This window comes from Cupriavidus sp. SK-3, from assembly GCF_000611145.1.
GTDB lineage: Bacteria > Pseudomonadota > Gammaproteobacteria > Burkholderiales > Burkholderiaceae > Cupriavidus.
In genome coordinates this window covers 69,691-89,097 of record NZ_JFJV02000102.1, presented here as the reverse complement: position 1 = coordinate 89,097, position 19,407 = coordinate 69,691, and the positions used below count along the sequence as shown (strand labels likewise).

At 55.9% G+C, this 19,407-nt stretch carries 17 protein-coding genes; 9 read left to right on the top strand and 8 right to left on the bottom strand.

Annotation, left to right across the window (positions count from 1 at the left end):
* Positions 1-103: 103 nt before the first annotated feature.
* The 9 genes from cysC (at position 104) to CF70_RS10385 (ending at position 11,478) form a co-directional block, all read left to right on the top strand.
* Entirely contained in the window at positions 104-640 is a 537-nt protein-coding gene (cysC, locus tag CF70_RS10420) for an adenylyl-sulfate kinase (RefSeq protein ID WP_235184986.1), read from the top strand.
* A 94-nt stretch (positions 641-734) separates the two neighbouring features.
* Positions 735-1,553: a sulfotransferase family 2 domain-containing protein gene (locus tag CF70_RS10415; protein WP_152561769.1), complete on the top strand. Its 819-nt coding sequence runs from the start codon at positions 735-737 to the stop codon at positions 1,551-1,553.
* A gap of 635 nt (positions 1,554-2,188) precedes the next feature.
* Positions 2,189-2,974, top strand: coding sequence for a transketolase (locus CF70_RS10410; RefSeq protein ID WP_035863845.1), 786 nt, complete (start codon positions 2,189-2,191; stop codon positions 2,972-2,974).
* Positions 2,971-3,882 carry a transketolase gene (locus CF70_RS10405; protein ID WP_035863843.1) on the top strand — a complete coding sequence of 304 codons (912 nt, stop codon included), beginning with the start codon at positions 2,971-2,973 and terminating at the stop codon, positions 3,880-3,882. The genes CF70_RS10410 and CF70_RS10405 overlap by 4 nt, the downstream gene beginning before the upstream one ends.
* Positions 3,883-3,903: 21 nt before the next feature.
* A complete protein-coding gene (locus tag CF70_RS10400) occupies positions 3,904-5,859 on the top strand; it encodes an NAD-dependent epimerase/dehydratase family protein (RefSeq protein ID WP_035863841.1) in 1,956 nt (651 codons plus the stop codon).
* A 90-nt stretch (positions 5,860-5,949) separates the two neighbouring features.
* On the top strand, positions 5,950-6,867 hold the full coding sequence (locus CF70_RS10395; protein WP_035863839.1) for a class I SAM-dependent methyltransferase: 918 nt from the start codon (positions 5,950-5,952) through the stop codon (positions 6,865-6,867).
* 1 nt (position 6,868) lies between these two features.
* On the top strand, positions 6,869-7,267 hold the full coding sequence (locus CF70_RS34740; RefSeq protein WP_160172250.1) for a GtrA family protein: 399 nt from the start codon (positions 6,869-6,871) through the stop codon (positions 7,265-7,267).
* Positions 7,268-7,413: 146 nt separating this feature from the next.
* The gene (locus CF70_RS10390) at positions 7,414-9,246 is read left to right on the top strand and encodes a tetratricopeptide repeat protein (protein ID WP_035863836.1); all 1,833 of its coding nucleotides are present in this window, start codon (positions 7,414-7,416) and stop codon (positions 9,244-9,246) included.
* 195 nt (positions 9,247-9,441) lie between these two features.
* Complete coding sequence (locus tag CF70_RS10385) at positions 9,442-11,478, top strand: hypothetical protein (RefSeq protein WP_235184985.1); 2,037 nt, start codon at positions 9,442-9,444, stop codon at positions 11,476-11,478.
* Between the two features lie 246 nt (positions 11,479-11,724).
* Here CF70_RS10385 and CF70_RS10380 read toward each other — a convergent pair whose 3' ends face one another.
* The 8 genes from CF70_RS10380 to CF70_RS10345 form a co-directional block, all read right to left on the bottom strand.
* A complete protein-coding gene (locus CF70_RS10380) occupies positions 11,725-13,227 on the bottom strand; it encodes a glycosyltransferase family 39 protein (protein WP_200876726.1) in 1,503 nt (500 codons plus the stop codon).
* A gap of 260 nt (positions 13,228-13,487) precedes the next feature.
* Positions 13,488-14,432, bottom strand: coding sequence for a glycosyltransferase (locus CF70_RS10375; protein ID WP_035863828.1), 945 nt, complete (start codon positions 14,430-14,432; stop codon positions 13,488-13,490).
* Between the two features lie 108 nt (positions 14,433-14,540).
* Positions 14,541-15,623, bottom strand: coding sequence for an MraY family glycosyltransferase (locus CF70_RS10370; RefSeq protein ID WP_035863826.1), 1,083 nt, complete (start codon positions 15,621-15,623; stop codon positions 14,541-14,543).
* Positions 15,624-15,631: 8 nt separating this feature from the next.
* Entirely contained in the window at positions 15,632-16,300 is a 669-nt protein-coding gene (locus CF70_RS10365; protein ID WP_235184984.1) for a glycosyltransferase, read from the bottom strand.
* A 213-nt stretch (positions 16,301-16,513) separates the two neighbouring features.
* A complete protein-coding gene (gmhB, locus tag CF70_RS10360; protein ID WP_035863822.1) occupies positions 16,514-17,080 on the bottom strand; it encodes a D-glycero-beta-D-manno-heptose 1,7-bisphosphate 7-phosphatase in 567 nt (188 codons plus the stop codon).
* A complete protein-coding gene (locus tag CF70_RS10355; protein WP_035863819.1) occupies positions 17,080-17,790 on the bottom strand; it encodes a nucleotidyltransferase family protein in 711 nt (236 codons plus the stop codon). The genes gmhB and CF70_RS10355 overlap by 1 nt, the downstream gene beginning before the upstream one ends.
* Complete coding sequence (locus tag CF70_RS10350; protein WP_035863817.1) at positions 17,787-18,368, bottom strand: D-sedoheptulose-7-phosphate isomerase; 582 nt, start codon at positions 18,366-18,368, stop codon at positions 17,787-17,789. The genes CF70_RS10355 and CF70_RS10350 overlap by 4 nt, the downstream gene beginning before the upstream one ends.
* Complete coding sequence (locus CF70_RS10345) at positions 18,365-19,402, bottom strand: dehydrogenase (RefSeq protein ID WP_035863815.1); 1,038 nt, start codon at positions 19,400-19,402, stop codon at positions 18,365-18,367. Before CF70_RS10345 ends, CF70_RS10350 begins: the two co-directional genes overlap by 4 nt.
* Positions 19,403-19,407 lie beyond the last annotated feature (5 nt).

Below are 19,407 nucleotides of genomic sequence, written 5' to 3'. Positions count from 1 at the left end.
GGTTGCCCCACACCCCATGAGACCCCGGACTCTCGAACTGCACACGTGCGACGGCGCGCGGCACACTCACATCACAAGCGAGCCACGACCGCTAACTATCTGGTTGACCGGGCTGAGCGGCGCCGGAAAATCAACACTAGCCGACGGCGCCAAATTGTGGCTTCAAGGCTCAGGTATCCGCGCGCTTCGCATCGACGGTGACGAACTACGCGCGGGCCTTTGCCAGGACCTGCGATTCTCCGCCGAGGATCGCCACGAGAACGTCCGCAGGGCGGCGCAGATAGCACGGATGCTCAATGACCAGGGGGTACTGGTTCTCGTCTCCATGATCTCGCCGAGTGCCCGTGACCGGCAAACCGCGCGCGAGATCGTCGGCGCCGAGCGCTTCATGGAAGTCTACGTTCGCGCCGATGTGGAACAATGCCGCGCGCGCGATCCCAAAGGCCTCTATGCGCAAGTCAAGCGCGGTGAGATAGCTCAGTTTACCGGTATCAGTTCCCCCTATGAGCCACCGCTCGCGCCCGACCTGATCATTGACACCAGCACGGCCACCGAAACGGCGTGCATCGACAAGCTGGCACAAACCGTGCAGCGCTCCCAGGAGTATCATCGGAACCCGCTGGCAGAACACGCCCACTGAATCGCGCGCCTCGCCAGGCGGCAGTCTGGCGAGCACCCTCCCGGCGAGTGCTTTGCCTCGCGGGGAGGGGCACTTCCATGCATCCCCGATTTTCATGACCGACAAGATTCGCGACGTCATCGTCCACTACCACATCTTCAAGAATGCAGGCACGACGGTCGATGCCATACTCCACGCCGGTTTTCCCGAAACGAATGGCGCCGTCGAAGGCAAGTATCCCTGGGACACGTTAACCAGCCAAGAATTGCTCGACTACATCCTCGCCAATCCCACGCTGGAAGTCGTCTCTAGCCATCAGGCAAGGTTGCCATTGCCAGAACACCCTGGCCTGCGGATCCACCCGATCCTCTTCCTTCGTCATCCGATCGACCGGGTCGAATCCGTCTATCACTTCGAGCGGCGGCAGGCGCCGGACAGCCTCAGCCCAAGCGTGCGCATCGCTCAGAGTACGGACTTAAAGGGATTTGTCGAGTGGGGGCTGTCCGACGAAGGAACTGCCGTATTCCGGAATTTCCAGACCATTTGTCTTGCCGGGCGTGAGCGGGATATGCGCACTGCGCGAGCGACCAATGCCGACTATCTGGTAGCCAGCGCGCGATTGCGGGAGCTGCCGTTTGTGGGGGTTGTGGATCGGTTCGAGGAGTCAGCGAGAGCTATGAAACGCAATATGCACTTTGCCTTTCCTCACATCGCGTTCCACCCCGGAACTGCTCAAAATCGCAGTGAGGGTAGGGCTACCAGCCTGTCGAAGCGACTGGAACACATAGCATTGCACCTTGGAGACACCGTCTTCGACCGCGTTCTGAACGAGAACCGTTTTGACTTGGAACTATATATGCAGAGTATCGCCCTGGGCCTGAGCGGGAAGCTCGAGAGCCGTCATTCGCACGCGGCGGAATTAAGTAGCATTTAAAGCACTTTCAGTTCGCGCAATCCGTTTCTTCTGCGCTACGCGAAGACGAGCGAGTCTGAACATTTGAGCCACTTCCGCCATACACATCCCCAAAAAATGGCGACGACCCCATCAAGCGCCGGCGTGATGTAGCGTTCGCCGCAAGATGTGGATCATCAATGTCGTAAGCGATTGCCTCGGGAAGCGATAGGCAGCGAATGCCGTGTGACATAATTCCACCCTTGCGGCATGCTTTGGCCAGAGGATGCCCCACAGCGCAATTGTCCGCCCCGACTCCCGCCGGTTGGTGGCAAGAGAAAAGGACCAGAACACAAATGGCATGCCCGGAAAGCCACCCCATCACACCAGCCGACTCGACCTTCGAATCGAGAGGAAGAAAAAAGTCGCGCACGTTATAGTGCGTGCACACGTACCTTGTTGGTCCATCTGAACCGCGATTTGCGGTGTGGTTGCCATTCGCCTTCTGCGCTGATTTTGAGCTATCTGAAGGCAAGCCTCCCGGCAAGGCCCTTGCGTGCGGTACTGAAGCATTAATGGTCACTCACCCTTCAGTGTACGCATTTAGTAATCTATGGTCCGGGCGTGGATTTCAGGTCCATGCAGCAACAAGCAGAAAAAGTTATCCAAGGGCACTCATGATTCAAGAAAAGAAACTGGATCCCCGGCTCCTTCTAGAGATCCGCAAGCGCCTCATTCGTATGCACTATGAGAGCGGTGTGGGCCACACGGGGGGAAATCTGTCGGCCATCGACGCACTGACGCTCCTCTTCAAGGAATACGTCGGCGGGGAAGATCATTTCATCCTCTCGAAGGGCCACTCCGCCGGTGCGCTCTATGTTGCGTTGTGGAGCGCGGGCAAGTTGCCCGAAGAAGCTCTGGCCACCTTCCATAAGGACGACACGCTGCTGGCGGGTCATCCTCCCGCCCGCGGCATCAAGGACATCATGTTCGCTACAGGCAGCCTCGGCCACGGCCTGTCGCTTGCTGCTGGCACGGCGCTCGCTCTCCGGCTGAGTAACACTGATGGGCGGATTTTTTGCCTGACATCAGATGGGGAATGGCAGGAAGGATCCACCTGGGAAGCCCTCATCTTCGCGAGCCACCAAAAGTTGTCGAACCTGACTGTTCTGGTTGATCACAATCAGTTGCAAGGATTCGGCAACACGACGCACGTGGCGTCCATGTCTCCCCTTTGGGAAAAGCTGCGCGGTTTCAATATTGAGGTGGACGTCATTCCTGGCCACGATCTGGAATCGATGCGAAATGCTTTGGACAAGCGCCCTGGCCGCCCCCATTTCATCATATTGGAAACTACAAAAGGAAAAGGCGTTTCCTTCATGGAAAATCGCATGGAATGGCATTATCTCCCCCTCAATGAGGACCACTATAAGAAAGCGATCGAGGAGCTGACAAAGCCATGAGAAAGCAATTATGCGACGCACTGGTTGCCAGGGCCGTGGCCAAGGAATCCAAGATGGTATTCCTTACCGGCGACCTCGGCTTCATGGCTCTGGAGCCGCTGCAATCAGCCATGGGGGAGCGCTTCATCAATGCGGGAGTCGCCGAGCAAAATATGATCTCGGTCGCCGCCGCCTTGGCTCGCCAGGGCCTGGATGCTTGGGCGTACAGCATAGCCCCGTTCTGCTACGCCCGCCCATTCGAACAAATCCGGAACGATATCTGCTTTCACAAGTTACCTGTCCGCCTGATAGGCAACGGTGGTGGCTACGGATATGGCGTGATGGGCCCGACTCACCACGCTATTGAAGACTATGGCATCTTGCTGACCCTTCCGAATATGATGGCCTACACACCGGTATTCGACGAAGACGTCACCGAAGTGGTCGCACGAGCCGGAGACTCCACCCATGCGTCCTATCTCCGCCTCGGGCGCGGCGAGGCCCCCAAGGGCTACGCTATCCCGTCGTACGCTCCCTGGCGCCAACTTGTGGCTGGCCAGGCAACGCCAATCGTGGCAGTTGGCCCCTTGGCGGGTACCTACATCGAGGCCATTGCCGGGTTGCCGGAACAAGTGCGCCCCTCGCTATGGGCTCTGGGCGAGTTACCGCTCTCCCAGAATCCCACGCCCAAAGCACTGATGGCTCAGATCGAACGCAACGGTACCCTTTGCATTGCGGAAGAGCACGTTGCACAAGGAAGCTTCGCGTCTGAATTTGCCTTGCATTTGATGAAAAGCGGCGTAGCAGTACGGCTTACGCACCTTTGCGCGAAGTCCCATCACTACGCTCGCTATGGTTCCCAAACATATCTCCGAAAGGCATCCGGTCTCGATGCGCACAGCCTGCTTTCGAGTTTGAATCTCGCCTGATCGCGGAAGATAAAGATACCAATGCTTGACCTAAGTTCAGAAATTCGCGCCCTGCGCGGACCAATTGTAATCACAGGTGCCGCTGGCTTCGTCGGCGCAAATCTGTTCAAGAAGATTCTCGCGGTACGCCGCGACGTCTACGCAGTCGTCCGAGGAGGTAGCTCCTGGCGTCTTACGGACGTGCCGGACAGCAATTTATTGCGTGCGGATGTCAATGATCCCGCTGCGGTAAAACACTTGATCGACACGATAGTACCGCAGACCGTTATGGACTGCGTTGCATATGGCGCGTATTCGTTCGAACAGGATCCCAGCCTGATCTATCAAACGAATTTCAATTCCATCGTCAGCCTGGTCAACCTCCTGGCCAAGCAAGGAATCTCCGCGTTCGTCCATGCGGGAAGCTCGTCCGAATATGGGAACAATAGTGCCGCTCCCCGCGAGGACGCCATCGGTGAGCCCAACAGTCACTACGCCGTGTCGAAAGCCGCAGTCGCGGAGTATTTGCGATATATGGGCAAGCAGCAGCACTTCCCTTGCGTCAATCTGCGCCTGTATTCCGTTTACGGCCCGCTTGAGGATGGTTCACGCCTGATCCCGAATTTGCTTCGCAAGGCACTGTCAGGCGACCTCCCCCCGTTTGTTTCACCCGCGACATCGCGTGATTTTATCCATGTCGACGACGTTTGCACCGCGTTCATCAGTGCTGCCATCCGCATGAATCCTTCGTTGTATGGGGAGAGCTACAACATCGGCTCGGGACGAAAGACTACGATTCGCGAATTGGCCACCCTGACGCGTGAACTGTTTCATGTCAAAAAAGAGCCAGAATTCGGTTCAATGGAAGGCCGGTCGTGGGACCTCGCTGAGTGGTACGCCAACGCGGAAAAAGCAAATACCCAGCTTGGCTGGCAAGCCAGCATTCAATTGCGCGAAGGCCTGCTAGCAACGGCCGCGTGGGTAGAAACACTCAGCCAGGCCGAACTGGCTGAACGATCCAAGCTGTCTGTTCGAAATCGTAGGCGCAGTGTCTCCGCCATCATTGCATGCTACAAGGACGAACCGGCTATCCCGATCATGTATCGTCGCTTGACAGAGACCTTCCAAAAACTTGAGATTGACTATGAGATAATCTTTGTCAATGACTGCAGCCCGGACAGGTCGGAGGAAGTAATACGTGAGATTTCAAGAAATGACTCCCATGTAATTGGGATCTCACATTCGCGGAATTTTGGCTCTCAAATGGCATTCCGCAGTGGCATGGAGCTAGCCTCGAAGGATGCAGTCGTCCTGCTTGATGGAGATTTGCAAGATCCGCCAGAATTAATCGAGTCTTTCTATGCACAATGGGAGAGTGGCTTCGATGTTGTCTATGGGCGACGCATCCAGCGTGAAATGCCATGGCACTGGGGCCTGCTCTACAAGGCTTTTTATCGAGTCTTTGCAGCATTCAGTTATGTAAAGATTCCACTTGATGCGGGAGACTTCTCCTTGATCGACCGTAAGGTCGTTCATTGGTTACTCGCCTGCGAGGAGCGGGATCTCTTTATGCGTGGTCTACGTGCTTATGTTGGCTTTCGCCAGACGGGTGTAGACTACATTCGCCCCGAGCGCATGTTTGGTCAAACGACAAATTCCTTCGCCAAAAATATCGATTGGGCAAAGAAAGGGATTTTTTCGTTTAGCAATGTTCCGCTGACCATGTTAACCACGGCGGGCATGTTCCTGCTGACATTGTCAATATTCGCTGCAGTTGTCATTGGCGTCCTACGTCTCGTCTTCCCAGATATTGCTCCGCGCGGCGTCACTACGATGCTGATAGCCATCTTGATATTTGGTTCTCTGAACCTGTTTGGGATCGGACTAGTTGGGGAATATATAGGAAAAATCATGCTTGAAGTAAAAGGTCGACCGAGGTTGATCCGCGCCGCATTAATACGCAACGGTACGATTTCAGAGCAAACAGCGAGGCCGTGAACCTACGCCCACTCAATTACGGTGCCGCACAGCCCTACCCGACTCTTCACGACCAGCAGCCACGCTCGCTGTAGTTTATACAATACATAAATGCAACTGGAATCCCGACAGCAGAGACATTGCCCGGTTTGCGGCAATAGCCCTGAAGGCGCAAAGGTATACTTTCAGGAACACATAGACACCTCCAAGCTGAATGAATTCAGCTTCGCATCGCGCAAGGCCCCAGAGTACCTCTGCTATCAGATGGTGCAATGCCCGCACTGCGACCTTGTCTACGTGGATCGCCCCCCTTCGCAGAATGCCCTCGCGGAGGTATATCACGCGGCCGAATACGACAGCAGCGAAGAAGCTGCCGACGCCGCCCGGGCCTATGCCGGCATCGTTGCCCCCATCATGAAAGGACGCGCATTCAAAGATGCCCTGGAAATAGGCACTGGCACTGGCGTATTCCTTGACGCACTTAAGTCATTTGGTTGCGAACGCGTGCTCGGTATTGAACCGTCGTCCGCCGCCATTGCCGCAGCTCCCGACTATCGTCGCCAGTGGATCAGGGAAGGTATCTTCAGGGAAAGCGACTATGAGCCCGAATCGTTCGACCTGATCTGCTGCTTCATGACCCTGGAGCATGTGCGGGAACCAAAGGACATTGCCCGATCGGTCATGAATCTGCTGCGACCAGGAGGAGCGTTTGTCACGGTAACTCATGATTACCGAAGCCCTGTCAACAGGATCATGGGAAAGCGGTCGCCAATTATTGATATTGAGCACATGCAACTCTTTTCTCAACCTAGCATCGAGTCCCTTTTCAATACAACTGGCTATGTGAATGTGACGATTCGCCCCTTCGCCAACAGGTATGCATTGCGCTATTGGACACGTCTGGCACCGTTAGGTGCCAACACCAAGAAGATAGTCGGCTCAGTCCTGGGCGCACTGCGAGTCGATGGACTCAAACTATCCGTGAACGTCGGCAACACCGCGGCCGTCGGTTTCAAGCCTGTCCGTTAACGTGCGTCTATCCAACCTAAGCCGGCTTGGGCGTTTCCCACGTTTTCTTGCGGTGGGCGTTCTGAACACGCTCTTTGGCCTTCTGGTCTACTCGGTCTGCATTCTTCTGAAATGCCCAACCTGGGTCGCACTCATCGGCGGCAATATTGCGGGCATCGCATTCAATTTCATCACGACGGGGGGCCTAGTTTTTGCCGATTTATCACGTAAACGGATCCCTCGCTTCGTATTTGCCTATATCGGACTCTACTTCTTGAATCTCGGCTTGTCTCATGAGATTACTCCGATGGTCGGCGGCCCCATCCTCAGTCAAACACTGCTAGCACCACCGCTGGCCTGCATTTCATTCCTATTAATGTCCCGCTTCGTCTTCACAGAAAAACCTGAACATAGACCGTGAGTAGCGATTTGCACATTTTAGTTGGCCTTTGCGGCCCCTAAATTCTCATCGACCACCTGATATTCGGCGGCTCTCACTAATTCACGCGACCGAAATCCTGACCAACACCACGCGATCACGATAGAAAAGTTCTTCGAGAATACTGCATGCAACCAAATAATGGCGTTCTACGCTTTCCCGCCCTTGAGGCCACAGCCTTAGCGGTGACGTTTCTGACCGTCCACGCGTTGGTGTTGCTCTTTATATTCCCTGGCTTTTACGAGCCTTTTTGGCCACATCACTCTGACTATTATATCGCCCAGGCGCTCGCGTACAGCGAGGGCGGAATCCGCCAAATTCTCTCTGAGCCAAGGCCGCTGGCGTTACTCCTATTCGCTCAGTTTGGCAAACTCGGCGTCCAAGGAGCGGTAGCGGCTTCATTCGCCGTTGTCGTTGCCAACTTTGTTGGCATTGCCATGATGTTGCGCCGCGCGTTCGGCCTCGCACTTAGCCCAGCGTTTTTCTTCGCCGCTGCAGGCTTTGCTTATTTGCTCACGTCGCACCCATACCAGTACGAATATTCGACATGGGATTTGTTTTCCCAGCTTTCGTTCCTGTTCTTGCTTTTTGGAGTTTATCTCGGACTTCAGCGTTACGCATATTGGCAAGTCTTCCCACTAGCCCTGGTAGGATTTCTGATCAAGGAGACCTATGTCGCTTCGGCATCCATCCTTGCTTTCGCCTGGTTGCTCCATCATCTTAGATCATCTGGGCGACGGGCGGCTGCACCCTTGATAATCATACTTTTGGCGTTCATAGTTGCCTTCGCGCTCAACCGTCTGAACGGCTCCCTTTTCACAGGCGGGGCTGATTTCGCCGGATCACCTTATCAAATTGTGCTCCAGCCCCAATCTATTCTCGCGCAGTGGACGCAATATGCGGTTGAAGGCATCTCGCTCGCCAGCGCCGCCGTAATCGTCATGACCATCGCAATCATAGCGTTGGTCTTTGGGCCAACCAGTCCTATTACCCGTACTGCGCTAGCAATGTCCGTTGCGGGTGCGGTCGCATGGCTGCCGAATTCCGTCTTGCCCAATCACCACCACTCCGCCTATTCGTGGGCCGGCGCATACCTGCTCTTTGCGTCCGTACTACTCCTGCCTGCAGCATTCCAACGTGGCGGAATAGGTACCAAGATCCTCCTAGCGGCACTGACCGTGGCCGCTCTCTGCAGCCCCCGCAGCTTTACCGCCGCGTATGCCAAAGAGCGCTGGATCGTGGAGAATCAGCAGCGGCAACAGCGTCTCGTCAAGGCTCTGCGCGGATTAATCGAGCAAATTCCCCAGGGACAGTCCTCCGTCATAGTCTCTGGTCTGAATGGTCCGTTCAGCCCATTCGATCACTGGCAAAGCATTTTGTCAATGAGTCCGCCGGCAAGCTTTCATTTCAATGTCATGAGGTATCCACCTAATGGAGCCAAGAGTGAAGTCGCCATGTCTGCAATTGGGCGGATCGACGCAATACCAGGCATTGTTAGCTGGATTACACCAGATCAGTTGAATGCCACCAATGCCACCAATGTATGGCTTTTTCGTTCGGATGGGAGCCTCATTCAGATGGCCGGCCAACAGACTTATATCAGGGACTGGCCGGATTTTGGCATCATTAAGTTGGACATCCTTCGATATCCAGATCTTCTGGATTTAGTATCGACATATAAGCCGAGCAGTTTATCGAATGATGAAAGAGGATATCTTTTTCTAAGATGCGGCACCATATTTCTTTCCTACAATGCCGCACCCCAAGCAGAATTCTGTTTGCGAGAAAGCGCGAAACTTTTGCCAAGGAATCCATACAGCCACTATTTTTTGGGTAACGCCCTCGAACAGCAAGGAAAGACCAAGGAGGCGCGCTTGGCATACTCCGAGGCAGTAAAAATGGAGAGCACCTCTCCGAATCCAGCCTTTAGTCAAGCACTGCAGCGACTCAGCCGAGAATGAGAATAAGAGGAATCTAGAAAGCAGATGTTGCCAGGCGGGTCTTCGCCTGTCGACGGATCGCCGCCATCCTTTCGCAAAGCACACGAGAGGTAATTGAGCGGCAGAACGGAGAATTCTATTTGAATGTGGCTCTCAGCCTGCCGGTCGCTTAAAACGAGTCGACTGAGACTAACCACTTCTGCCAGAACGGGAACCATGAACGAAAAACTTCCGGTAGTTACTGCCTACATAGCTATTGGCCTGGGCCTTTCGCTAATGCCACTACTTCTTGCTGGAGTCCGGCCATCGTTGGTCGGATCGCAGAGCCGAAACTGGCAGACCTACCTTGTCGGTTGCGGAGCACTGTCCCTCATGCTCCTATCGGGGTCCACTCTCACGTCGTGGCCACTATTGCCCGCTATCTTAGCTGCGTCCCTAATTGGCGCCTGGCAGGCCAAGCGACTCGACTTGCGAATCATTGTCGCACTCTTTGCCTCGCTGGTAGTTGCGACGACACTGCCATGGTGGCGATGGAACAATGGCACATTTTCTGCCTCGCTGTGGGAAATAGTCGCCGTCTACGGCGTGTCTGTAATCATATTCCGTACATTAATGCGGAAGAAGTCTCCTGAGACTCAAACCAGCCTCCGAGCTACAAGTTTCCTCTTAGGGCTATTTGCTTTACTCGCCGTTTTCTTCAGTTTCAACACGAGCGTTTACGAAAGCCCTACGCCTCTTGGCGCCGCATGGCACCATTGGGGGGCCTATGTTGGCCCCGCTGAAATATTGAGTACGGGCGCGGCAATTTTTCGCGATGTGCCGGCCCAATATGGCCTAGGGCCCACATTGCTACTAAACGCCGCGTGCACTGGTAATTGCTGGATGGCAATGTATTTTGTAGCAGGCTGTACCACGCTGCTCTACGGCTTACTCATCCTATTTACTGTTGCAGCCATCTCGAAGGGACAGAACCATACTCTCCAAACGGGCTTGATATTGCTGGTGGCTTTCGTCGCGACGTTTCTCTGGACCGCCTACCCGCCAAACGTCGCTACGACGTTCATGACACCATCGGTGTCCGGATTACGCTTCCTTCCGATAGCCGCGCTCGCGACGGCGCTAATTCTGACCGATCGCAACCAATCGAAAAAACAACCGCCCGCCGCAATGCATTTGCTGTGGGTGCTTGGTGCTATATGGTCTCCTGAATCCGCTTTTTATGTAACCTTCTTGTGGTGGCCGTATTACCTCTGGCGCAGCTGCATGACGCGACCAAATCAAGAAGGGATGCTCGCCGCCATTCTCAAAGCTGCCGCTGTCTTGCTCATTTGGCTTTTCTCTTTAGTTACCGTTTTTTTTGCTATCTACCATATGATTTATGGTGGCATGCCAACCCTGATAGGCTATCTGGCCTACGCTCTGAGCCCTCCCGGACCCATGCCGATTAACAAGTCGGGCACAGTGTGGTTCTTTGCTGCTTTGTTGTTTATTAGTTCCATCACGGCATTTAAAAGGCTTCGCACAGCACCGGAGGCACGGGATACAAGAGCATTGATCGTAATCCTTCTAGCGACCTACGCCGCTTCGTCCTATTACTTCTTGGGACGGAGCCACGACAACAACATTCTGAATCTTAGTCCGCTAATGGTACTGCTCCTCGCAGCGACTTGGAGTAGCGTACCCGGCCCCTTTATTCGCAGCATGACAGCCGGCTTGCTTGCCTCCCTGCTGGCATATTTGGCGCTGTTCGGCTGGAGCGAGTGGAAAGATGCCTACAAGAATGGACTTTTCGTTCGACTGGGGCCGGAAAGCATGATCACGAAACTAAACTATGAGAGTAATCTGGGGAAGCAAGCAATCTTGGTCGCTGTGGGCACCGACAACAAAAATGCGGTCCCGAGCGATGCCTCTCGCGGAATCATCGAGATCTCCCAGCGATTTCATGAACCCGTCACCGTGCTTGATGCGGCGTTAGTTCTTCAGACTTCCTCTGCCGGGGCGCCATGGAGTGCAATTCATGGGCCAGCGAATTTCACATTCATTCCGTCAGCTATGCGACGAGAATTTCTCGCTCGTACGGCCAGAAAACTAGGAAAATCTGGTTGGCTATTGATCAGCCGCGACTTCCCAGCCAAAGATTGGATTGAAGATTTCGAAAGTGCGTACAACAGCGATGTGAAGCTCGATTTTGGCTCATATTATGCGATTCGCTATACGCCAAGGGCCAATCAACACTCATCCGTAGAGAATTGATACCCAGTGCTGCCGAAATTTCTATTAGCAAAAACTAGCAGGTAAAAAGGAATAGTGGGGCCGTGCCTTCATAAGAATGAATTCATGGCCCCCAAATCAGCGAAAAATTCCTGCCCGCCCCGAATCGAGAGTTAGGCTCCAACGAGCCTGATTCACCGCACAAAGGACGCGGACCAACTCCCCCGATGGATTTCACTACCGATCATGCGCTCACTTGCTTCGGTGGCATCAGTCATTTCCGACCACTCAAAATTGCGCATGAATCACATAAAATGCAGGCTTTCCGTCCCGTTGCCGGAATATTTCTAGCTCTGAGTGCTTCACGCCAGCGGCCTGGAGCAACATCTCATATTTTTCCCGATCCGCAACATTCCAGAAGGCGAGACGAACCCTTGCATACTTCCCTCGGAAATCCCTGATCAAATCCGGCGTAACGTCCAGCGCATATGGGACATGGTTCCCTGTAAGTAGGGCAAAAGACATGAAGAAGCCCCAATCCGGAAAAAGATATACGGTATCCCGCGAGTCGTTGAATGCATTCTCTGCAAACGTAGTCAACGCGTTGGATGCCCTCCCGCTTCCGCCTGTCTTCTCGAGTTGGCCAAAGAACTTGCTCTGCTGGACCAAGTTACCCGTGATGAGTAATATGCCAATTGCTGTCAGCACAGGCCCCTGAATCAAGCGCAGATTTACTTGCCTGGACGCAATCCAAGTCCAGCCGCCGTGGATCGCGATGACTATAATTAAATATGCAAGTGGAGTTAAGACTGAAAAATGATGCGCCCACAGTCTTTGTCCGAGCAAACTCGCCACAGCAAAATAGCAAATCGGCAAAAGTACAAGCAAACGATTGAGCTTGGTCAAAGCCGTGACACCGGACGCTGCTGTCCTAAGACACAAAAAAAGCAAAGCCATCAGCACAGCAAAGCAAAAGAGTGCCAAACGCACCACCGGCCAACGCCCTCCGGAAACGGCTTCACCGAAGATCATAAGCTCGTTACCACCGTTCGCCAGCGCCAATTTGCCCACTTCCAGCGCGTACCGAACATTCCCGAGAAAGCCAAGTTTAGACGAAAAGGGACTCAGGTTGCGTGTTGCACTTCTGAGAAAATCAAGCGTTTCAGTTACACCGCCAAGTGCAATTATCATCGATAAGTAGCCAGCGACATAAGGCAACATTCCGACGATAAATCCGAAGATCCAAAGCCCGCAATACTTCAGCCGCCTATCCGTACTTCGAAAGACCAGCCACGCAATAGCAGGCCCAAAGAACACGAATACGAAATAGCCATAAATAGCCAGACCATAGCAAATACCCGAGAGAATCAGGGCTTGTGGTGTTATGGATGCCGCGCCTTTGCGCGGATAAAGCAACAGCAATGCTGCAAACAACCAAGCTTCGCCACCAAGAATAATGTAGTTTTGCGTGCGAAAAGATGCCAGGAAGGCAACGTCGGTCGCCAATCCAGCAGCAGCGAGCAAGGCCAGCCAGCGATTGTCCGTAGCACGCACTACCATTGCATATAGCAATGCGATGATAGCGGCCCCGAACAGCGCTTGCGCAAGCCTCACTGACACAATGTTCATACCGAGTACTTTGTAGATCGCAAGACCTACATAGTAGTTCTGCACGCCGTGGTACAGATTTCCAAGAATGGGAAACCATGCAGTCGGCAGTACCCAAACTGGATTTGGCAGATCTCTATTTAGAGCGCGGGCAGCCAGATAGTCGGGATTTACTGCATCCATATAGAGACCCGGCAACTCAATATGGCGTAGTACTCCAATCCAGAATAGAAGGAGAACGATACCGAGTCCCACCCCGAATGAGAGAGTACGTGCGCCCCCCTCGGATTGGGAGGGGCTATGCGAAGTTGTCAATTTTGACATATGGGCAATCTATCCTGACCAGGGAAGGCACAGGCAGAGTGTTCGCCTGCTCGATATCCGTCATTTCAGCGGTACGAAATATTCACGCCCGAACCAGTGAATCCGGTTGGCGCAGGAACTCATCCATTTCCACGTACTGTCGCTGGGATCGCCAGATACGCCAGTCGCTTGGCTTCGATCCGTCCTTTCGTCACCGTGTCCAAAATCAAACCGCACGTAAGAAACATAAATCCGAGCAGCGAGAACGCAACGCAAAGGACCGCGGTCGGAAGCCTTGGCACTTGACCGGTTTCGAAGAAGGTTTCGAACAGAGGGATTGCAAGGATCAAGGACACCAACGAACTCAGAGCGAAGCCGATGGAGAAAAATGCGAGCGGCCGCTCCGATTTGAATAGTTTCAGAATGGTTAGCAGTATGCGAATGCCATCGCGATAAGTATTCAACTTGCTTACAGAGCCCTCGGGCCTTGCGCCATAGCGAGTGTCGATCTCTGCCACGGGCATGCGCAACTCTAGCGCATGGACTGCGAGTTCGGTCTCTGTTTCAAATCCCTTCGCGTGAGCGGGGAATGACTTCGCGTAACGTCGTGAGAATATGCGGTAGCCGGACAGCATGTCCTTGAAGGTACGGCCGAAGATCGTCGCCGCGAAGCCTGTCAGCATGACATTGCCAAATCGATGCCCCAGGCGATACGCCGCCTGCTCTTCTGATACCCGGCTGCCGACGACCATATCAAGCCCTTCGCGCACGAGGGTTTCCACCAGCATCGGGGCAACACTGACGTCATAAGTGCCGTCACCATCCACCATCACATAGACGTCTGCCTCTACGTCCGCGAACATGCGACGAATGACATTGCCTTTGCCTTGTAACGGCACGCGATAAACATGGGCTCCAGCAGCCTTTGCAATAGCGCTGGTGTTGTCGGAAGAGTTATTGTCAAAGACAAAAATCCCAGCACTTGGCAAATGCTTCTTAAAATCGGCAACCACGCCCGCAATCGTCTCAGCCTCGTTGTAGCAAGGCACAATAACTGCGATCTTAAGGTCAGTACTATTATTCATAACTTCGCCGGCCATCAAATCTGTTTATTAGAAAAATCTTGGATCCCGATGACCTTGAAAGGCCATCCGAAACTTGCAATAGGCTACGCTCAATCCGGAGCTTGCCAACTATCCCGCCCGCCTACGGCGCGCCACCATCCGCCTGCCCCGCCGCAGGAATCGCGCGGCGTTTCGCATCACCATCAGGTGCGTCACCGCTACCACAAGGAAGCCGAAGAACAACCAGTGGTCCGGCACGCCGGCTTTCCAGGCGGTCACGCCGATCAACCCCAGCATCGCATTGCTGGCCAGGATGATCCACACCACCAACACAGGGGAGAGGTCCATGCGGATCAGCACATGGTGCAAATGCGTGCGATCCGCGGAGAGTGGATTTCGGCCCGAAATCATGCGTCGCGTCACTACGGCCAGCAAGTCAATCAGCAGGAATCCGGCAACCCACAGCATCAATACCGGCGGAACGTGCTTGCCCGCGTTATAGCCGGGCTGCGACAGTTCCACGGCAAACCAGACTATGCCGAAGCCCAGCATCAGGCTGCCGGCGTCACCGAGAAAGACGCGCTTCCGCCCCCGTAGCGGATTGGGCATGTTGAAGAACAGGAAGCCGACCAGTGCGCCGCACAGCACTACGCACAGGCGCTGTGCCGAGTTACTGCCAACCTCGCCGGAGAGATAGGCCAGCCAGGCAAATATGATGAATGCCAGTCCGCCCGCCAAGCCATCGAGCCCATCCATCATGTTCATCGCATTGATCACCGCGACCACCGCGAACAAAGTCAGCGGGATCCCCCAGTTGGCCAGTTCGATCTCCCGCTTACCCATGAGGTCGCCCAGCGACATGAGGAACACGCCGCCCCACGAAGTCATTAGGATGGCGGCGAATATCTGAAAACCCAGCTTGGTCAACGGCGTCATACCACGCAGGTCATCGACCACGCCAACCACTGCCAGCACGGTCAGGCCGCCCAGCAAGGCGACGTAGTGTCCTTGCTCGCGCATGAACATGATGGCACCCACCCAGACCGCGAAGGTAATGGCGATGCCGCCCACCAGCGGCACATCGCCGTCGTGGCGCTTGCGGCCGCCCGGCCGGTCGAGCAGCCCGCCGCGCTCGGCCAGCGGCCGCAGCGTCAGCGTCGCCATCGCGCTGGCCAATGCCACCATCAGGGGTACCCAGAAGAAATCGAACATAGTGTTCTCTACGGTTGCCTGCGCGCGGGAAGAATCCGGAAGCTCCAATAGCTTGCTGAAGTCATCAGGCGAGCCAGGCTTTTGACGTGCCAGTTGAGGTAGCGGCGATCGCGATGGCTTTGCCGCTGCGCATCGTGGATCACCTGCGCAGATTGTACCCAAGCAACGCTGCGCCCAAGCCGGTGCAACCGCAGACAGACGTCGATGTCCTCGCAATACAGGTGGTAACGTTCGTCAAAGCCCCCGACAGCCTTGAAGCTGGCACTGTCGAACAACATGCACATGCCGGCTATCCAGTCGACCTGCTGCACTGGCACCCCGACCCCGTAGTCCGGTTCGGACACGCCGCGCAGCCGCCGCAGCACCAGGCGCAAGAGGCCAGGCACGCGTCGGGCGCTGTCCTCCACTCGCCCGTCGGGCGACAGGACACGCGGCCCCGCCACGCCGGGATGCTCGCTGATCTGAGCCACCAGCGCATCCAGCCCCGTATCCGGCGGGAATCGCACGTCGGGATTCAGCACCATGAACAACGGCGTCCGGCAATCGCGGAATGCCGCATTGTGGTTAGCGCCAAAGCCCTTGGGCTGGCTGTTCACTTTCCACAAGATCGGGCAACCCGGGCAATCGCGCAGCGCGGGCCGGCTGTCCGGTATGTTCTCGGTGACGATGACCTGCATCGGCATAGTTGCCGACAGCGCCTGCAGTTGTTCCAGCAATGGCGGCAACAACGCGGATTGTCCATGGCTGACGATGGAGAAGGTGATCTGCATTCAGTAGTACGCGCGCATGGCGCGAAGGTGCGCCCGGTGCGAGCACGTACCCTTTCGCCTAGCGCGACTTCCCCTCAATTGGCCGCAAGAGAAACTCGCGCACCCAGGTGTTTCGAAACATTACGCCTTCTGGAACAGCGCGATGGCGGGGTCGATCTCGTCCAGCGCGCCAACCACCGTGCAACTGACTTCAGCAACGCCCGCCGATGGCGCACCGCCTTCATGGCGGAAGAACCAGCGCTGCCCGATGCCAGCCGCGGCCGCGGCCTGCATATCCGTGGGCGTGTCGCCAACCATCGCCGAGCGGCACATGTCCACCCCGTAGGCATCCCGCGCGGCCAGCAGCATGCCAGGCGCGGGCTTGCGGCAGTCGCAGGCCCGCAAGTACTCGCCCAAACCAGAGACCGGGTGATGCGGACAATGGTAGACCTTGGCGATATGAGCACCCTGCGCTTCGAACCGTTTCAGCATCCAGTCGGTGAACGCCTGGAATTGCGCTTCGTCGTAATAGCCGCGCGCGATGCCTGCCTGATTGGTCACCACGAATACCAGCATGCCGGCCGCGTTGGCCCGCTTTACCAGGTCGAAGATGCCGCTGACGAACACGCAGTCTTCCGGCCGATGCACATAGCCCGTATCGACATTGATGACACCGTCCCGGTCCAGGAATAATGCCGGTACCGCCATTACTGCCCCGCGATCAGCGCAGGCACTTTTGTCTGCGCTGCCTGGTAGTCATCGGGCACGCCGATATCGATAAAGTCGCTTACCCCCGGGAAAGCGGAAAGGTGAATCTGGTCGATGTAGCGGCCCAGGAAGTCCTGCTCGAACGAGAAACGCTGCGGCAATCCGGCGCAGTCGGTCAGCGCGGCCTTGCGCAGGTGATAAACACCAGCGTTGATCAGGCCAGGGCCGCTACGGCCCTTCTCGATAAAGGCACGAATGCGCCTTGCGTCATCGATCTCCACGGTCCCGTAGCGCGTGGCATCCGGCACGTTCGCCGCCGCCAGCGCGACGTCCGCGTCAGTGGCTTCCGCATCCGCGATAAAGGCCGCGAGGTCGACGACCGCCAGCGTATCGCCGTTGAACACCAGGACATCGTCGCCAGGCATTTCCGCAACGGCCTTCAAAATCGCGCCGCCCGTGCCGAGGGGCTCGTCTTCGACGACGTAATGCAGGTGCATATCGCCAAAGACATCGCCCATGCCCGCGCGCACTTGTTCGTGCCGGTAGCCCACCGACAGATAGACATCGCGCAAGCCCTGATTCTCGAGTTGCTTGAGCAGCCACCACAAGAAGGGTTTTCCGGCGACATCGGCCATCGGCTTGGGCAGGTCACCCACCACGGGGCGCAAACGGGTGCCGAGTCCACCCGCGAGGATCAATGCGGGCTTCATTTGCGGGGAAACATTTCGGCTTCAACGAGGCCGCAGATGATGTGGCCAAGCAATAGATGCCCTTCCTGGATCTTGGGGGTCACGGCGGAGGGAACCTCAATGGAGATATCGCAGAGCTCGGGCTTTACCCAGCCCCGCTCGCCGGTGAATCCGATCACCAGCAGTCCGGCCTTGCGCGCCTCTTCCATGGCAAGCAGGACATTGGGCGACTTGCCCGATGTCGAATAGGCCCAGAACACGTCGCCCTTGGCGCCAACGGCTTGCACCTGGCGGGCAAAGAGCTTTTCGTAGCCGTAATCGTTGCCGATCGCCGTCATCACCGACGAGTCCACGGTCAAGGCAAACGCGCACAAACCAGGCCGGTCGTAGTTGAAACGGCTGACGAACTCCCCGGCAATATGCTGGGCATCCGCGGCACTGCCGCCGTTGCCAGCCAGCAGTACCTTGTTGCCTCGCCTGAGCGCTTCGCAAATCCGGACTGCGCATTGCTCGGCGCGCGAAATCAGTACCTCGTCAGCCCTGATCTTCGAAAAGATATCGATCGCCTTGTCGATTTCCTGTTCAATGAATCCCCTCACGCCTTCCTCCAGGATTGAGCACCGCTCTCGGTGAAATTACAGGTAAACACCTGGCCGTTGAAACCTGCCAGGGTCCGCATCACGTCTGGCCGGCGAGCCGGATCGACAAAGAACATCATGAAGCCGCCGCCGCCGGCGCCGGATACCTTGCCGGCCAGCGCACCGGCCGCGATCGCCGCGTCATAGACTTCGTCGATCGAAGCGTTGGTAATGCTGTCGGCCATCTTTTTCTTCGATTCCCAGCCGGTGCGCATCGAATCGGCAAATCCGTCGAAATCTCCCTTGAGAATGGCTTCCTTCATGCGGATCGCTTCTTCCTTCACCGCATGAAGCGCATTCAGCGACTTCTGCTCGCCACTCTTCACGTGGGCGGTCTGCTGCGCGATGATCTTTGCCGACTCACGGGAGACGCCGGTATAGAACAACACCAGCGAAGATTCCAGTTCGGCCTTGATATTGGCCTTGATGCGAAGCGGATTGACGATGACCCGGTCGCCATAGAACTCCATGAAATTCAGGCCGCCGAACGCCGCCGCGTACTGGTCCTGCTTGCCACCTGCCATATCGAGGTCCATCCGCTCGATCTCGTATGCAAGATGGGCGATTTCGTACTCGCCCAGCGGCAGCGACAAGAGCTCGCAGAAGGCATGCACCAGTGCAACGACCATGGTCGACGAGGAACCGAGGCCGGAGCCGGGGGGCGCCTCTGAATGCGTCGTGATGGAAATCGGCAGCGGTTGACCCTGGTTGAAGTCCTTGACGATGCGGTTGTAGACGCCCACATGCAGATCGAGCCCGTCGACACGCTGGAGCACCGGCGTGCAGGGCCCCACCCACGAACGCTTGCTATCGGCAGCGATCAGTTCGACCTGATCGTCGTCCCGCGGCGCAATGGTGGCGTAAGCAAACTTGTCGATCGTGACGTTTAGCACCAGGCCACCGAAATCGTCGGAGTAGGGAGAAACGTCGGTGCCGCCTCCGGCAAGGCCGAGACGGAGCGGTGCGCGGGCGCGAACAAGAGAGAACTGCGTCATGGTTG

Bases quoted from the DNA above. Each gene is read 5' to 3' on its own strand.
- CF70_RS10380 (WP_200876726.1), bottom strand. From the start codon at position 13,227: ATGGATGCAGTAAATCCCGACTATCTGGCTGCCCGCGCTCTAAATAGA.
- CF70_RS10365 (WP_235184984.1), bottom strand. From the start codon at position 16,300: ATGCAGGTCATCGTCACCGAGAACATACCGGACAGCCGGCCCGCGCTG.
- CF70_RS10390 (WP_035863836.1), top strand. From the start codon at position 7,414: ATGCAACCAAATAATGGCGTTCTACGCTTTCCCGCCCTTGAGGCCACA.
- CF70_RS10400 (WP_035863841.1), top strand. From the start codon at position 3,904: ATGCTTGACCTAAGTTCAGAAATTCGCGCCCTGCGCGGACCAATTGTA.
- CF70_RS10370 (WP_035863826.1), bottom strand. From the start codon at position 15,623: ATGTTCGATTTCTTCTGGGTACCCCTGATGGTGGCATTGGCCAGCGCG.
- CF70_RS10385 (WP_235184985.1), top strand. From the start codon at position 9,442: ATGAACGAAAAACTTCCGGTAGTTACTGCCTACATAGCTATTGGCCTG.
- CF70_RS10415 (WP_152561769.1), top strand. From the start codon at position 735: ATGACCGACAAGATTCGCGACGTCATCGTCCACTACCACATCTTCAAG.
- CF70_RS10345 (WP_035863815.1), bottom strand. From the start codon at position 19,402: ATGACGCAGTTCTCTCTTGTTCGCGCCCGCGCACCGCTCCGTCTCGGC.
- gmhB (WP_035863822.1), bottom strand. From the start codon at position 17,080: ATGGCGGTACCGGCATTATTCCTGGACCGGGACGGTGTCATCAATGTC.
- CF70_RS10375 (WP_035863828.1), bottom strand. From the start codon at position 14,432: ATGAATAATAGTACTGACCTTAAGATCGCAGTTATTGTGCCTTGCTAC.
- CF70_RS10355 (WP_035863819.1), bottom strand. From the start codon at position 17,790: ATGAAGCCCGCATTGATCCTCGCGGGTGGACTCGGCACCCGTTTGCGC.
- CF70_RS10395 (WP_035863839.1), top strand. From the start codon at position 5,950: ATGCAACTGGAATCCCGACAGCAGAGACATTGCCCGGTTTGCGGCAAT.
- CF70_RS10410 (WP_035863845.1), top strand. From the start codon at position 2,189: ATGATTCAAGAAAAGAAACTGGATCCCCGGCTCCTTCTAGAGATCCGC.
- CF70_RS10405 (WP_035863843.1), top strand. From the start codon at position 2,971: ATGAGAAAGCAATTATGCGACGCACTGGTTGCCAGGGCCGTGGCCAAG.